This window comes from Dyella sp. (genome assembly GCF_035685885.1).
Classification (GTDB): domain Bacteria; phylum Pseudomonadota; class Gammaproteobacteria; order Xanthomonadales; family Rhodanobacteraceae; genus Dyella.
On the sequence record NZ_DASRZX010000044.1, the window covers coordinates 1 to 14760 of the forward strand.

Genomic DNA, 14760 nt, shown 5'->3' on the forward strand with positions numbered 1-14760 from the left:
GATCTGCTCGCGGCTGGGCCAGTTGGGACGGCCCATCTTGTCGAAGGCGGCAACCGCATTGCCGTGGTCCTGGTCCAGGCGCCACACGGTGGCTTGCGTGGCGTTGCCCAAGTGCTTCACGTCCACGTCGAAATGCTTGGCCGCGCCGGTGGGCACGCCCGGCGTGTAGTCGGCGGTGTCGCCGAGCGGCGGCGTGTAGTTCCACAAGGCGAGCACCACGGTGCCGTCGCTGCGCTTGGTGGCCAGCGCGCTGTCCGTCTTCAGCGGCAGCTGCACGTCGCCCAGCCTGTGAAGCATGGCGAACGCGTTGAAGGCCGGCTTGGGGATGTTGTCCGCGGCGATCAGGCCGAAGCCGCCGTAGAACGGGTTCTTCACCACGCCCTGCTCATCGAACACGTCGGAGAACGACCAGTAGCTCATCAGCTCCACCTTGCCCGCGCATTCGCGGATGGTGTTGGCCATCCACGGGCCCATGTACACGGTGTCGGTGACATTGGGGAGGTTCGCGTACGAGGCGTTGTATTCGCTGTAGATCAACGGCAGCTTGGGGAACGGCGAGGCGGCGACTTCCTTGTGCGACTTGTCCACCGCACGGCACACCATGTCGCGGCGCGGAATCTTCTCGTTGGTCTTGAACACGTTGTCCGCGGTGTCGTCGCCGTAGACATGCGTGCTGACGAAGTCGATCGGCGCGCCGCTCTGCTTCACGTGCTTGAGGAAGTCCGGCAGCCATGCGGCCTGCGCGGTAGCCGGTCCGCCCACGCGCAAGCGCTTGTCGACCGACTTCAGCACGCGCGCGGTGCGGTCATACAGTTCGTAGTACGTGGGTTTTTCCGGCTTGCCGCCCCAGAAGGCGAGGTTCGGTTCGTTCCACACTTCGAAATACCAGCTCGACACTTCCTCGATGCCGTAGCGCTCGATTTCGTGCTGGGTGAAGGCACGCACCATGGTTTCCCATTCTTCCCAACTTGCTGGCGGCATCACGTTGGGGTGGTACCAGAAGTCGTGGTGACTGGCCGGATCGGTGCTCATTTCCGGCGGCATGAAGCCGAGTTCGACGAAGGGCTTCACGCCGCGATCGAGCAGGCCGTCATAGACCTGGTCCACATAGCTGAAGTTGAACTGCAACTTGCCCTGCGCATCGCGCCAGGCCACGCCCATGTCGCGATCGAAGATGCCGTGGAAGCGGACGTAGCTGAAACCCGTGGCGCCTTTCACCGCTTCAAGATCCTTGCGGTAATCGTCGCGCAGCGCGAGCACGGCGCGGCCCGAGCCGAACATCTGTTCCCAGAAGTGCGGGAGCGGCGTGCCCTTGGCCGTGGCGTCGACCTGCAATTGCACGGTGCCGCTGCCGGCGGCGGCGTGGACCGTACCGGCGAGGGCAAGGCAGATGGCGGCGCAGGTGGCCAGGCGGCGGAATGGGGAAGGGGCTGACATGGCGGTTCCTTCAGCAGGGTGGGGTAGTCGGCCTTTCGAGGCGCGGCTAGGATGTAAACGTTTACATGACAGGGCCGGAGTCTCTTACAGACCGGGCCGTCCGATCAATACACGCGCTGCGCATATTTCGCTGCTGCTGCGCCGCACAGGAAGGGAGCCGGTCCATGTCCGTCGCCATTCGTTCTCACGCCATCACGCTGCAAAGCGCTCGCCGGCGGCGTCTGGCCATCAGCGTGCTCGCCGCCACGCTCGCGCTGGGTGCTTCCCTTGTTGCAGCGCAAGAGAGTCCCGGCCGTACCTGGGCCAACCCGGTCGACATCGACTACCGCTACAACTTCGAGCAGATGAACGAGGGTATTTCGTATCGCACTGGCGCCGATCCGGCGGTGGTGCGCTATGGCGATGCCTACTATCTGTTCCTCACGCTGGCCGATGGCTACTGGCGTTCCACCGACCTGCTGCATTGGGATTTCGTCGCACCTAGTCGCTGGCCGTTCGACAGCGAAGTGGCGCCAGCCACGCTGGTGGCGGGCAACAAGCTGTTCCTGATGCAGGCGGCGACGCAGCCGCGCCCGCTGCTGTACGCCACCGATCCCGCACATGGACGTCTGGACTTCTGGACGCGCCTGCTGCCGCGGGTGCCCGGCGCCGTCTCCAGCGAGGAGCACTACACGCTCAAGCCTGGCGAATTGCCGCCGGGGCCGTGGGACCCGGGCCTGTTCCAGGACGAGGACGGCAAGACCTACATCTACTGGGGATCGTCCAACGTCCATCCGCTGTACGCCTCGCAGATCGACCTCAAGCTGGGCGACGAAGCAGAAGGCGAAGGCAAGCGTCTCGCCTTCATCGGCAAGCCGCAGGCGCTCTTCACGCTGCATCCGGGGGAGCACGGCTGGGAACGCTTCGGCCAGGATCACACCGACGAGCGCACCAAGCCTTTCATGGAAGGCGCGTGGATGAATCGGCAGGGCGATCGCTACTACCTGCAGTACGCCGCGCCGGGCACCGAGTACAACGTGTATGGCACGGGCGTGTACGTGGGCAAGGGTCCGCTCGGTCCGTTCGAATACGCGCCCTACAACCCTATCGGCGAGAAGCCGGGCGGCTTCGTCACCGGCGTGGGGCACGGGTCCACCTTCCAGGACGTCTACGGCAACTGGTGGAACACCGGCACGTCGTGGATCGGCAGCAACTGGACCTTCGAGCGTCGTATCGGCCTGTATCGTGCCGGTTTCCACGCGGACGGCCAGATGTGGGTGGACACGCGTTTTGGTGATTTCCCGCAGCGCATGCCCGATCACCGGCTCAAGGAAAACGAGGACATCTTTGCTGGCTGGATGCTGCTCTCATATCGCAAGACCATGACAGCTTCCTCTGCGTTGCCCGGGCATCCGGCGTCCGCCGCCGCCGATGAAAATCCGCGCACGTTCTGGGTAGCGGCGAGCAATACGCCGGGCCAGACGCTGACGCTGGATCTCGGTGGCGAGCGCACGGTGCGCGCGGTGCAGGTGAACTTTGCCGACTACCAATCCGATCGTTATGGCGACGCGCCCGACATCGTGGCGCAGTTCCGCATCGAAGGTTCGCGTGATGGCCAGCAGTGGGACGTACTGGCCGATCTCTCGCACGAAACGCGTGATCGCCCCAATGCCTACCTCCCATTGCCGAAAGCCGCGCGCCTTCGCTATGTGCGCTATGTGCACGGCCATGTGGGCGCACACACGCTCGCCATCGCCGACCTGCGCGTGTTCGGCAATGCGGACGGCACGCCGCCGGCGGCGCCCACGGGTGTATCCGCCAGGCGATTGGGAGACACGCGCAACGCGGACATCCACTGGACGCCGGTGCCCGGTGCGGTGGGCTACAACGTGCGCTGGGGCCTGGCCGCGGATCGACTGCATGCGACCTACCAGCGTTTCGCCGACCAACCCACGCAACTGACGCTGCGTTCGCTCAACAAGGGCGTGGCCTATGTGGTCGCGGTGGAAGCGTTCGACGAAAACGGCGTGTCCGTACTTTCCCAGGTGGTCACGCTGCCCGCCAGGTAAATCAACCTTCCAGCATGCTGCGCAGGTGCTGCAGCGCCGGCAACAGTGCCGCGGGTTCGCGCAAGGCCCTGCGGGCCTGGCCCACGGCCTGGCGCACGCGTCCCGGCGTTTCGCCCCGCATGATGAGTTCGATGGCCGGTGCGTGACAGGCAAGCAGCGTGTCGGCCCAGTCCGCCGGATGCACGGCGCGAAACCGCCGTGTCGCCCAGCGGCTGGCATGGAACGGCGCGATCATCTGCTCAAGCTGCGCCATGCTGGCGACGACGCGAGCCGGCGTGCGCACCGGTGTCGCCGGATCGATGGCCTCGGACAGCGCAGCCAGTGCATCAGCCAGGCGTCGCCGTAGCACATCGGTGGAACGCACTGGCAACACGAACCACGCCGAAGCCAGGCCGATCACCGCGCCGATGGCGATCTCCTCCAGGCGCTGCCACAACATTGCCGTCGGTGTCGCGTCTCCGAAGCCCTGCAGCAAAGCCAGCGCCAGCGTGACGAACAGTGCCCACCAGCCATAGCCCAGCGGGCGAAGCCAGGCGCCGAAGAACAGAGCCAGCAGGATCAGCATCCCAGTGATGGTCGGATCATCGGTGAGATGCAGGCTCAACGACATGGCAAGCACCGTGCCCGCCGCGGCTCCCAGCACGCGCAGGCCGCTCTTGTAGGCGACGTCGAGCCGGCCGCGGTTGCCGCTGTTGACGATGAAGGCGGTCAGCACGATCCACGCCCAGCGCTCGGGAAAAAAGACATAGCCAGCCACGAACGCCACCGCCAGGGCAACGGCCATCTGGACGGCCATACGCGTGCTCGCGGGCATGCGTTGCCTACCGTCCGCCACGGGCAATGCCGGCACCGTCGTCACCTCAGGCATGCGGGCAGGCTGCAGCCGCAAGCGGCGCAGCAGCAGGTGAAACACCGACACCCACCCCAACGCCAGCCACGCCACCAGCATCGGCACCAGCCAGGCCGGCAGCAGGGCGCTGCTGTCGGCGCGACCGTGCGGCACCGTCAGCAACACCACGAATGGCAGCGCCATCAGGCTGCCCGCGCGCCGGGCAGCCTGCCCAAAGCGGCGCAGCCAGATCGACAGGAACAAACCCCCCACGAAGACCAGCGCACCCATCCACGGCAGATGCCGCAACAGCAACCCCACGCCGATGGCCACGAAACCCACCGCCGGCAACACCACGGCCGCTTCGAGGCGGCCACGCAGGTCGCGATCGAGCTGGCTGCGCGACAACGACAGGCACAGCACCACCGCCAGCACGGCCGGGTCGCGACCAGGAGCGAACGCCTGCGTGCACAGCAGCGTGGCCACGGCCGCCATCATTGTGGCCACGGCTTCCACCAGTGGCTGCCACAGCGCGAACGCGCGGCTTCGGGCGATGCGTATCCAGGGCGCAGCAGTGCTCATGCGGGACAGGATTGGCGCCGCCATGCTGCGGCTTCGGCGGATCATGCCCGATATGCGTTGCCTGATGATGTGCCTGGACCTCACACGACCAGCGGCCCGACCCGATGCGATCGCGCCCGGAGGTCTTCACGCGGCACGGCGGAACAGCGAAAGGGCGCAACAACATGCCCGCGGAGCGGCGGGCTGTTGTTGCGGTGCCGCCTTGCAAACGGCGGCCGCCCCGGGATGGATGGCCGCTAGCTGCGCTTGGCGGCCTTCCTGCTCGCCGACGAGGCGTTGAGTTCGACGGCGGCACGGATCAGTGCTTTCAAGGCCTTCTCGTCGATGTCGTCGCCTTCGTGGAAGTCGATGGCGCGCCGCATGTTGCCGTCGAGGCTGGCGTTGAACAGGCCCGAGGGATCGTCCAGCGAAGCGCCCTTGGCGAACGTCATCTTCACGTGCTGCTGGTAGGTTTCACCGGTGCACAGGATGCCGTCGTGCGACCAGGTGGGAACGCCGCGCCACTTCCATTCCTCCACCACGGCGGGATCGGCCTGCTTGATCACCTTGCGGATCGTCGCCAGCATCGCGCCACGCCAGTCGCCCAGTTCCTTGATGCGTCCGTCGATCAGCTGCGAGGGGGACGGGTCGCCTTGCCCGGGTTTCGCCTCGCCCGTTGCCTTCTTCATGGGACTTCCTCCGACGTGTCGTCAGGCAGCGGAGGTCTCCGCGCCGCCTTTGCAAGCATGACGTCGCCAAAGCGTACCTGCTTGCTCCGTGACGGGCATGTGCTCCGCGCCACCCGATCAGTTGCCTGACGTCGAGGCGCCAAGCATGGCGTGCAACGACATGGCGTTGCACGCCTGCTTCCGACCCGATCATGCGCGAAGCGTCGCCGATGGACGGTGCATCTAGAAGAACTTGTAGTTGAAGCTCACCATGAAATTCGCCGGCGGCGCGTTGTACAGGTTGCTGTAGTCATCCAGCACGAAATATTTCCGGTTGAGCAGGTTGTCGCCGTTGGCCTGCAGCGATGCGTGGTCGTTGAATGCGTAGCGCGCCATCGCGCCGAGCAGCAACACCGAAGGCTGACTCACGTACTGCGTGCCGTTGGGACCATCCACCGGTGCCTTGCTGGCATCCTGCCAGTTGAAGCCACCGCCGATGGTGAGGCGGCTCCAGTTGCCGGGGAGCTGGTAGGTGGTGAACGCACGCACCAGCACGCGCGGCAACGCGGTGTGGATGGCGCCCTCGCCCGGTGCCTTGATGTTGAAGTGCGACCAGCCGATGGTACCGTTCCAGTTGTCGGTGAACTTGCCCGACGCCTCCAGTTCGTAACCGCGCGAACGCGTGCCGTCGAACGAGGTGTATGCCTGCGTGATGCCGTCGGGCAGGTACACGCCGGGCAAGGCCTCGGCCACGTTGCTCATGCGCGTGTCGAAGAAGGTCAGCGAGGTATTCAGCGCTCCGTCGAAATGCCGCCCCTTGATGCCGACTTCGCGGCTGGTGCCAAACATCGGGTCGAGGTAGCTGCCATCCGCGTAGCGATCCGTCTGCGGATCGAAGATCCTGGTGTAGCTGGCGAACGCCGAGTACGTCGGAGTGATGTCGTAGATCACGCCCGCGTACGGCAGCGTCTTCGATTGCGACTCGTGGTAGATGCCGGCGGTAGCGTCGTTGGTGTCGTTCTTCCAGCTGCTGTAGCGCGCGCCCACGATCAGCTTCAGCGGATCGGCCAGCGACAACCGCGCGGCGGCATAAAGTCCTTGCTGGCGAATGCGCGTGTCCGAAACGAACTGCGACTGCGAGGCGAAGTCCGGGTACGGATAATCGCCCTTCCACTGCAGGAAGTTGCCCGGGTCGGGCAGGTCGCCGTTCGGATGATCGAAATAGTCGTTGGAATAGCTGGAGCCGTTGAAGCCGACCACCAGCTCCTGCTCACGACCGAACGCCTGGAACGGACCGGTGGCATACAGATCCACCATGTTCTGTCGACCACGCTGGAAGCTCTTGTAGGCATAAGGCGTGACGCCTTCGCCCGTATCGCGGTTGGGAAAGCCGTAGACGTAGAACAATGCCGAATCGGCATCGGTCTGGCGGTGACTCGCTTCCGCATGCAGCTGCCAGCCGTTGTCGAAGGCGTGCTTCAGCTGCACGAAGCCGGTCTGCGTGGTGTTGTTCCAGTACGTCCAGTCGGCGGCGCTGCTGAAACCGCGGGGCCAGTGGATCAGCGTGCCGTCGTCGTAGAAGTCCGGGAACGAACCCCAGGTAACGCCCGTCGGCTTGGTCTTCTGGTAGTCGTAGCCCACGCTGAGCACGGTGTTCCGGCCGAGGTCTGCATCCACCACGCCATAGAACACGTTCTTCCAGTCGTGATAGCGATCGAGATAGGAGTCGCCGTCTTCATGCGTGACCACCAGGCGGCCGCGCACGCTGCCCGAGGCGTTCAGCGGCGTGGAACCATCCGCCGTGACGCGCGTGGTATCCCATGACCCGACGTTGAGCGTGACGTCCGCCTGTGGCGTGGTGCTGTCCGCGTGCTTGCGCACGAAGTTGATCATCGCCGACGGGCTGCCTGCGCCGCTCATCAGGCCGGTGGCGCCGCGGATCACTTCGACGCGGTCGTAGATGGAGGTGTCCAGCGAGCCGTCGGCGGATTGCGCGTTCAGGCTCGATGCCACCGGCACGCCGTCATAGGCCATGTTCTCGACCATGAAGCCGCGCGACCAGAAGATCACGCGCTGGGTGTCGTACGCGGTGGACGAGACACCGGTGGTGTTGTCCAGCACGGCGCGCACGTTGGTGAGGTCCTGGTCCTCGATGCGCTGTGCGGTGATCACGCTGATGGATTGCGGCGTGTCCTGCAAAGTCAGCGGCAGCCGCGTGGCCGCGCTGCTCTGCTCCACGGTATAGGACGGCGCGCGCTGTCCCTCGACATTCACCGCTTCAAGGGTGGACGCCTTGGTGGCGCTGGCATCGGCGTTGGTCGACTGGGCGTGAGTTGAAGGTGCGCAGGCTGCGGCGAGCGCAAGGAAAAGAACGGTCGGCTGCAGCCGAGCGTGGCGGCGAAGGAACATGAGCAAAACCCCTTGGTGCGTGGAAAGACGGCTGGCGGATGGATCGCTGGTGCCGTGTCTCGACTGGGGCTTGCTCTATGGCTGGCTCGTCAATGACTGCGCGCGGAGCCTATCACATCCCTTCGCGTGGGGACGCGGCAAAGACGCGCGCAGCGCTCGATCGCATGCGTTGCGACAAGCCACGACGTGAGCCATGACTCATCACTGTTCGGCAAGCAGCACAAGGATCCGCTCATGTAACACGGAGGTTGCACCCTCAGCATGGTGGCGTCTGCTCAGGCTTCGGGTCATGCCACCCACCATGCGCCGCCGTGAGGGCGTCGGCAGCCTGTGGACCCCAGGTGCCGGGATCGTACTCGTGCACCGGGCCACCGTGGTCGAGCACGGGCTCGATCATCGCCCACGCCGCTTCCACGCCGGCATCGGTGGCGAACTGCGAGGCATCGCCATGGATCGCTTCGCCCAGCAAGCGCTGGTACGCCGACTCGCCCTGCGGCGGCTGATGGCGCGCCACCAGTTCCACCGGCTGGCCTTGCATGGCCTCGCCGGCCCTCTTTACGCGTGTACCCGCCGAGATCACCACGTCGGGGCTCAGCCGGAAACGGAAGTAGTTGGACTCGCGAGCCGTCGTGGCATCGAACACGGCCGTCGGCGGACGACGCAAGGTCACCATCACTTCGCAACAGGTGATGGGCAGGCACTTGCCGGTACGGATGTAGAACGGCACGCCCGCCCAGCGCCAGTTGTCGATATGCAGGCGCAGCGCGGCAAACGTCTCCACCTGCGAATCCTTCGCCACGCCCTGCTCGGCACGGTAACCGCGGAACTGGCCGCGAACCAGCTGATCCGGGCGCAACGGGCGCATGGCCTGAAGCAGGCGCACCTTCTCTGCATGCACCGCCGCCGCGCCGTGTGTGGTCGGTGCTTCCATGGCCAGCAAGGCCGTCACCTGCAGCAGATGGTTCTGCACCACATCGCGCAGTGCGCCGACTTCGTCGTAGAAGCCGCCGCGTCCTTGCACGCCGAAATTCTCGGCCATGGTGATCTGCACGTTGTCCACATAGGTGCGGTTCCACACCGGTTCCAGGAACGTATTGGCGAAGCGGAAGTACAAAAGATTCTGCACGGCCTCCTTGCCGAGGTAATGGTCGATGCGAAATACGTTTGATTCGGGGAAGACGTCATGCAGCATCTTGTTGAGCCGCTTCGCCGAAGCCAGGTCGCGGCCAAACGGTTTCTCGACGATGATCCGCGCGTCCCGCGCGCAGCCGGCTTCGGCCAGCCCCTGCACCACGGTGCCGAACAGCGGTGGTGGGATGGCCATGTAGTGCAGCGGATGGCTCGCGCCCGCCAACGCCTGGCTGAGGCGGGTGTACGTGGCCGCGTCGTTGTAGTCGCCATCGATGTATTGCAACTGCCGGCAAAGCTGACCGAACGCGTTCTCGTCGACGCCTCCGTGCTCCTGCAGGCTCTTGCGTGCGCGCTCGCGCAACTGCTCCAGCGTCATGCCGCTGTGCGCCACGCCGATGACAGGCATGGGAAGTTCGCCCGCGCTTATCAACGCCTGCAGCGCGGGAAAGATCATCTTGTAGGCGAGGTCACCCGTCGCGCCAAAGAACACGAAAGCATCGGATCGCGGCTCGCTCATGTCTATCTCCACTCCATCGCCCGGACCAGGCACTCGCGGTCATCGCCAGCGCGTCGCCAACCTTGGCCGGTCGCCAGTGAAGTGGAGGCATGCATCGCATGCGATGGTTGTGAGCGTGGCCGTGGGTTCTTGCGGCACGTCGGCGTGCATCGGCGCTGAAGTGAATGCTGGTTCGGCAGCAATCCCTTCGACGATGTCGATTCCTTAAACCTTTGTTCGTTCGTGCAAGGAGGATGGTCCATCGAAGAGGACGAACGAAGATGATCACGGTCTACGGTGAGGGAAGGGGATTGCGCGTCATCTGGCTGCTGGAGGAGCTCGGGCTCGCGCACCGGTTGAGGCAAGTGGACCTGCTCGCCGGCGTCGAGAACGACCCGGAGTTCCTGGCCATCAATCCCACCGGCTTCATTCCGGCGATGACGGACGGCGACGTCACCATGGTCGAATCCATCGCGATCATGGAATACCTGATGGCGCGCTACGGGCCCACGCCGCTCGCGCCCGATCCTCGCGACCCCACGTTTCCCGCATACCAACAGTTCCTCCATCTGGGCGAAGCCGGGCTGGCAGCCTCGGTCTACTTCGTCGTGGGCGCCCGCCTGTTTGCGCCGGAATCGGAGCGAAGCAACTGGAGCGCCAACCAGGCGTTGGGCGTTTTCGAAAGCCGATTGAGCCTGGTAACGCGACAGCTCGCACGCACGCCCTACCTGGCGGGCGAGACGTTCACCGCCGCGGATATTTCGGTGACCTATGCCCTGGAGCTTGCGCAACGAGGGGCGGGCATCACCCTCGGCGAAACGGAGCGATCCTATGTCGCGCGCACCACGGCGCGCGATGGCTACAAACGCGCGAAGGAAACCTGCCAGTCCGCATGGGCGGGCAAGACACCGGTTTCTTGAATGCGGCTGATCCGGGCCGGACTGCAAAGCGGACCGGTGGGCAAGCAAATCGTCACCGCGATCGCAACGCCATTGGCTGGAACGTGCAGGAGCCCGGAGCCTCTCCCCCTATGAAGGCTATCGATGCGCGCCGACACTGTCGCGCCGTGGTCTCGCCCGCCTCTCCAGTCGAAATCTTCCCACGTCTCATTACGTGGAACTAACAGCGGAGCGCGCAAAGTCATGGTCAGCGGCGCGAAATTTTCCTTCCCGCTATCTCAATCGAGACCCAGCCGCGGGCCCTCGCATCATCTCCGCCCTCATGGCAGGAGCACGATCATGTCCAAGTCACGCCACGATTTACGCGGCTTGCTAAGCCGGGTGGACGCATCGGTATCCCTATTACATGCCAGGTATCCGCAGGACAGAGAGTTCTTCGCATCTACCGAAGGCATCTTTTCTGATGTTCTCGCGCAATCCAGTCGTGAGGATGAGGATTGGATGTGCGGGATGATCGATTGGATCTGCACCCGCCATTGCATACCCTATCCGGCAGCCTAAGTGCCTTCCTCCGGTCAGCCACCAGGCCATGGCCTGACCGTAACTCTGCGCGCTCGAAAGACCGGATGACGTAGCCACCAAAAGCGCCCGAGCATGGACTCAGTCACATGCGCCATCCATGTCCCACGACAACACCCACAACCGCCGCCGCTCATCGATCTGCTTATCGACATCAGGTCTGGTATTGGTCCCGTCGCCGGTCGTAGCCGATCACGCAGACGGTGCCGCAGGTCGTTCAGCACAAAGAACGCGCCCGCACCCCTGGTAATTCGGTTGAGCGGCTAGCGAATCAGCAATCCGCGCGCTTCCAACATGGCGTTGATCTGGCAGGCGATCCAGTCGAGATCATCAGGTTCAGCGCCATCGATGATCAAATCAGCCAGTCCGGCGAAGGCCGGCCAGAAGTCAGCCGGGTCGGGAAACTCCTGTTGCAGGTACGGGAGCGTAGCCAGCAAGCCATTGAGCTGCGTCTGCTCACGGTCGCGGGGATGGAGCTTAGGCATGGGTATCTGGCTGGCGACGGCGTGGAGCTTCGATGGATGGAACGTATGAACCACCAAACAGGCATGGCCAACGCCATAAGGGTTCACCTTGTTGCCATTGGCAGAACGGCAGTCACCACAAGGTGACCTCTTCGAGTAATGCCCACGTTGTACGTCAACACCAGGAACGAGGCCGTGAAGGCCTTGATATCCGCAGGTTTTGCCCGCGCGTGCAGTGCCAAGGCGGTATCGCCTGCATCGAGGACGTGCAGAAGATAATGGCTTCAACGCTCACGGGCAGCGATGCCCCTGAGCTTCTTTGCAACACGCTCCAGGTTTGATCGATAACGACATGATTCGTGCGGAGCGGTGGTCCATCACGGCATAAAACTGGCCCCACCACCAGAGACGATCTCGTTGATCGACGGTTCGCGCAGATGAATTCACCGCGCGCTCCAGCGCTATCTGAATAGCTTCCTCCTCCACGCCACCAGCCTCAAGCCTCAGCAGCTCTGCATCCAGAGCAACCAAATCGTCAACAAGCTGCGATCTTGTCAGTGCCATGGGTTTCTACCGCCGCGTACTTCCGGCAAAAGCGCCAATGAATCTGCGCCATAACCGGGTTATCTGCGGCACCCGGCTCTGCCGCATGACGTGCAGCTCCTCGATGGAGGGAGCATGCTGGTACGCACCCTTGCGGAACGGCCGGAAAAAATACCTCAACCTTGCCGCTGCACCGATGATCATCGTTCGCGACCTCGCCTGAGTCTTCGTGCGGATTCCATCGCCACGGACAGTTGATGCCTCCGGGACGCAACCAGGCTGGTGCGTGTGTACGGTTCACTGAACATGTGATCGAACAGATCGCCAAGGTGTCGGATGAGCGCGGTCAGCCGCGACGCTCGGAGTGGAGAATGGGAATGGTCAGCCATGGGTATCACCTTAATTTTGATGCCTTGTCGATCAGTTCGGCGTTTTGCGAGCCCAGGTGGCCAGCGGGATGTTCCTCTGATCAACCTGCATGGTGATCGATCTCACCATCGCGTTCGACGCGCGCAGCAGCGCGGAACTGGATTCTTGTCGATGAACCGGCGAATCCTGCGGTGGGAGCTAGCTCTCACCACAGACACCCAGGGCTTACTGTTTGGCGGGAACGTTCACCCTGTCGATCGCACGGATGAGGCCATTGCTGGATGCAATATCCGTCTCCATGGCGGTGGCTCCGTCACTCTGGAGCTTGTTGCCGTCCTTGGTGACCGTTGCAGTCTGACCTTGCATCATCTTTGGTGCAGTGAGCTTTTCGACGTCTGAGCCTGACGCCCGGCCCGCCATGACGTGATACTTCACTACCGCTGCGGTGTCGACGAGGTTCTTGCTGCCCGCGCGGGCAACATGGGAATCGTTATTGGACATGAGCATCTGCCTTTAGTGGGGATCCGTGAGACGGACCCGGAGCGGACCCATCCGCAACTCCGATACAGATCGGAGAAATACTCAGATGGCGTAGGGAGGACCGCGAGGCTGAGGCGCCTGCCAAGGAGGAGATTTCTTCCTGGCGCCGAACCAGCATGCGCTTGCAGTTGTTACGTGATGGTGACGCGACGGCGTGTGTGCTCGAAACCGATTGCCGGCCTCCCGGAGCAAAAAACAATTCACACCTCAACGCCAGTAAGCGAGTAAGGTCAATGAGCCCAGTCAACGGAGGACCGATCAATGACCAGCATGGCCGTATGTGGAATGAGTGGCGATGGCCTGTCGTATACAGCGGATTTTGTGCCTGCGGCCAACGATAGCATCCGCTGGTCGGCTGCATACCGCATGGGCGGCATCTTTCGAGGACTTCGCCACGGGCGCATTGGCGAGGCTTCGCTGATGTCGCCCGCGGAATTGATGCGCTCGGTGATGGACGACGTCGAGCGCGCCTGGGGCAATCAACGCTGAGGTGTCTCGTCTGACAGCCTCAAACCGACATCCATCAGGACGGGGGAGTCTCCGTATGCTGGTCGACGTCGTGTTGTATCTGTCGAACCCCGTAAACGCACTCCACCCCTAACGAGAAGTTCCCGGGCAAGCTGGCCTTGCCACCGGCCTGCTTTGACCACACTGCCCGTGCGCATCGGAAGCACCGACGTTATGGCAATGATTGTGAAAAGGTCCGCACCGCCACCCGAAGCCGATCTATTTCACCAACTCCAGATCCGGCAGTTTCCACGTCTTTTCAAAGAACGGCTTCTCAGGACCGTACAGCCGGAATAGCAGTTCAAAGTGTCCGCTGGCATCGGTGGGAATCCAGTTGCTTTGCTTTCCTGCAGGCGCCGCCGGGCCAAAGTAGACGTCGACAGAACCGTCCGCATTCTTCGCCAGCCCTGGCGTATTGGATCCCCTGCTGGCCCATGGAACATTCTTGATGAGTGCATGCGTATCGTGGTCGTACGCAGTGACTGACCAATAAAGTTTGACGGGAGGATTGGCCGGCACGTGCAGGCGATAGGTCTGGGCGCCGGCAAGCAGGTTGCCGGCGTTGTCTTTGATCGTCACCAGGTAGAACTGCCCGGCACCCAGGTGCTTCGCCGAGAAATACGCCAGTGCGTAGGCAACCGCGCGACTGTCCACCGGGTAGCGATTGGGATCGGCAAAGTTGTCCGCCATGTCGCTGGGGAACGTCATGGGTACAGGTAGCGCCCAATGGGTGCCTTCATTGAACGGCGGCACGAAGGCTTGCTCGGTCCACAGCTCGACCAGAGCCTTGGCTTCCGGGCCCTGCTTGTCGAACGTGGCTTTATTGGCCGCCAATGCGTCGGCAGGCTTGCCTTTGGCGATGCCCAGCGATCGCAGCGGATCGATCATGGCCTTGTCGCGTTCAAGCCACGGCTCAACTTGCACAAAGCGGTTGAGCGCATCGAAGAACCGCGAGTCATACGGAATCGTGGCGTTGTAGGGCTTATCGTAGGCATCGACGAAATGGGTTTCACCTGGCGTCGCCGCACCGGTTGCCGGCAACGGGTAGAAACGGATGCGCTTGCCGTACGCCACCGCGCTGGCAATGTCCGCGTCGCTACCACTTTTCAAATTGGATCGAAGAAGAGCAAAGCCCTGGAACGTGGCCGACGCCAGAGGCAAGTAGCCTGGCGGAACCCGTCCCTTGTAGCCCGGGGGAAGGATCAGGTACTTGCCGCCCTTACCCTTATCGAGGCCGGCGGGGCCGACATCTTCCAGCGGGTTTTGCCATCCGTCATCGA

Annotated in this window: 13 protein-coding genes; 4 read left to right on the top strand and 9 right to left on the bottom strand. The window is 63.4% G+C overall.

The genetic code is table 11. From position 1 onward, the window contains the following. Positions 1 to 1437 (bottom strand): GH39 family glycosyl hydrolase (locus tag VFG49_RS05720; protein ID WP_324858557.1); only part of this gene is annotated, 1437 nt, incomplete at its 3' end. Positions 1438 to 1601: 164 nt separating this feature from the next. On the opposite strand from VFG49_RS05720, the gene VFG49_RS05725 reads away from it, so the two are divergent. After that, positions 1602 to 3485, top strand: coding sequence for a family 43 glycosylhydrolase (locus VFG49_RS05725; RefSeq protein WP_324858558.1), 1884 nt, complete (start codon positions 1602 to 1604; stop codon positions 3483 to 3485). A gap of 1 nt (position 3486) precedes the next feature. Here VFG49_RS05725 and VFG49_RS05730 read toward each other — a convergent pair whose 3' ends face one another. The 4 genes from VFG49_RS05730 to zwf form a co-directional block, all read right to left on the bottom strand. After that, entirely contained in the window at positions 3487 to 4920 is a 1434-nt protein-coding gene (locus VFG49_RS05730) for an FUSC family protein (RefSeq protein WP_324858559.1), read from the bottom strand. A 212-nt stretch (positions 4921 to 5132) separates the two neighbouring features. After that, a complete protein-coding gene (locus VFG49_RS05735; RefSeq protein ID WP_324858560.1) occupies positions 5133 to 5564 on the bottom strand; it encodes a DUF1801 domain-containing protein in 432 nt (143 codons plus the stop codon). A 222-nt stretch (positions 5565 to 5786) separates the two neighbouring features. Continuing rightward, a complete protein-coding gene (locus tag VFG49_RS05740) occupies positions 5787 to 7952 on the bottom strand; it encodes a TonB-dependent siderophore receptor (protein WP_324858561.1) in 2166 nt (721 codons plus the stop codon). A 256-nt stretch (positions 7953 to 8208) separates the two neighbouring features. Beyond that, complete coding sequence (gene zwf / locus VFG49_RS05745) at positions 8209 to 9600, bottom strand: glucose-6-phosphate dehydrogenase (protein ID WP_324858562.1); 1392 nt, start codon at positions 9598 to 9600, stop codon at positions 8209 to 8211. Between the two features lie 260 nt (positions 9601 to 9860). On the opposite strand from zwf, the gene VFG49_RS05750 reads away from it, so the two are divergent. Then, positions 9861 to 10499 carry a glutathione S-transferase family protein gene (locus VFG49_RS05750; protein ID WP_324858563.1) on the top strand — a complete coding sequence of 213 codons (639 nt, stop codon included), beginning with the start codon at positions 9861 to 9863 and terminating at the stop codon, positions 10497 to 10499. A 318-nt stretch (positions 10500 to 10817) separates the two neighbouring features. After that, positions 10818 to 11039, top strand: coding sequence for a hypothetical protein (locus VFG49_RS05755; protein WP_324858564.1), 222 nt, complete (start codon positions 10818 to 10820; stop codon positions 11037 to 11039). Between the two features lie 281 nt (positions 11040 to 11320). On the opposite strand, the gene VFG49_RS05760 is transcribed toward VFG49_RS05755, so the two are convergent. The 3 genes from VFG49_RS05760 to VFG49_RS05770 form a co-directional block, all read right to left on the bottom strand. After that, the gene (locus VFG49_RS05760; RefSeq protein WP_324858565.1) at positions 11321 to 11629 is read right to left on the bottom strand and encodes a hypothetical protein; all 309 of its coding nucleotides are present in this window, start codon (positions 11627 to 11629) and stop codon (positions 11321 to 11323) included. A gap of 183 nt (positions 11630 to 11812) precedes the next feature. Continuing rightward, complete coding sequence (locus VFG49_RS05765; protein WP_324858566.1) at positions 11813 to 12085, bottom strand: hypothetical protein; 273 nt, start codon at positions 12083 to 12085, stop codon at positions 11813 to 11815. Between the two features lie 573 nt (positions 12086 to 12658). Beyond that, on the bottom strand, positions 12659 to 12934 hold the full coding sequence (locus VFG49_RS05770; protein ID WP_324858567.1) for a fasciclin domain-containing protein: 276 nt from the start codon (positions 12932 to 12934) through the stop codon (positions 12659 to 12661). A 300-nt stretch (positions 12935 to 13234) separates the two neighbouring features. Between VFG49_RS05770 and VFG49_RS05775 the strand changes: the two genes are divergently transcribed. Next, positions 13235 to 13462 carry a hypothetical protein gene (locus tag VFG49_RS05775; RefSeq protein WP_324858568.1) on the top strand — a complete coding sequence of 76 codons (228 nt, stop codon included), beginning with the start codon at positions 13235 to 13237 and terminating at the stop codon, positions 13460 to 13462. Positions 13463 to 13699: 237 nt separating this feature from the next. Here VFG49_RS05775 and VFG49_RS05780 read toward each other — a convergent pair. Then, positions 13700 to 14760 (bottom strand): DUF1254 domain-containing protein (locus VFG49_RS05780; RefSeq protein WP_324858569.1); only part of this gene is annotated, 1061 nt, incomplete at its 5' end.

Excerpts from the sequence above, each read along its gene's own strand:
- VFG49_RS05725 (WP_324858558.1), top strand. The coding sequence starts at position 1,602 with ATGTCCGTCGCCATTCGTTCTCACGCCATCACGCTGCAAAGCGCTCGC.
- VFG49_RS05730 (WP_324858559.1), bottom strand. The coding sequence starts at position 4,920 with ATGGCGGCGCCAATCCTGTCCCGCATGAGCACTGCTGCGCCCTGGATA.
- VFG49_RS05735 (WP_324858560.1), bottom strand. The coding sequence starts at position 5,564 with ATGAAGAAGGCAACGGGCGAGGCGAAACCCGGGCAAGGCGACCCGTCC.
- VFG49_RS05740 (WP_324858561.1), bottom strand. The coding sequence starts at position 7,952 with ATGTTCCTTCGCCGCCACGCTCGGCTGCAGCCGACCGTTCTTTTCCTT.
- zwf (WP_324858562.1), bottom strand. The coding sequence starts at position 9,600 with ATGAGCGAGCCGCGATCCGATGCTTTCGTGTTCTTTGGCGCGACGGGT.
- VFG49_RS05750 (WP_324858563.1), top strand. The coding sequence starts at position 9,861 with ATGATCACGGTCTACGGTGAGGGAAGGGGATTGCGCGTCATCTGGCTG.
- VFG49_RS05755 (WP_324858564.1), top strand. The coding sequence starts at position 10,818 with ATGTCCAAGTCACGCCACGATTTACGCGGCTTGCTAAGCCGGGTGGAC.
- VFG49_RS05765 (WP_324858566.1), bottom strand. The coding sequence starts at position 12,085 with ATGGCACTGACAAGATCGCAGCTTGTTGACGATTTGGTTGCTCTGGAT.
- VFG49_RS05770 (WP_324858567.1), bottom strand. The coding sequence starts at position 12,934 with ATGTCCAATAACGATTCCCATGTTGCCCGCGCGGGCAGCAAGAACCTC.
- VFG49_RS05775 (WP_324858568.1), top strand. The coding sequence starts at position 13,235 with ATGACCAGCATGGCCGTATGTGGAATGAGTGGCGATGGCCTGTCGTAT.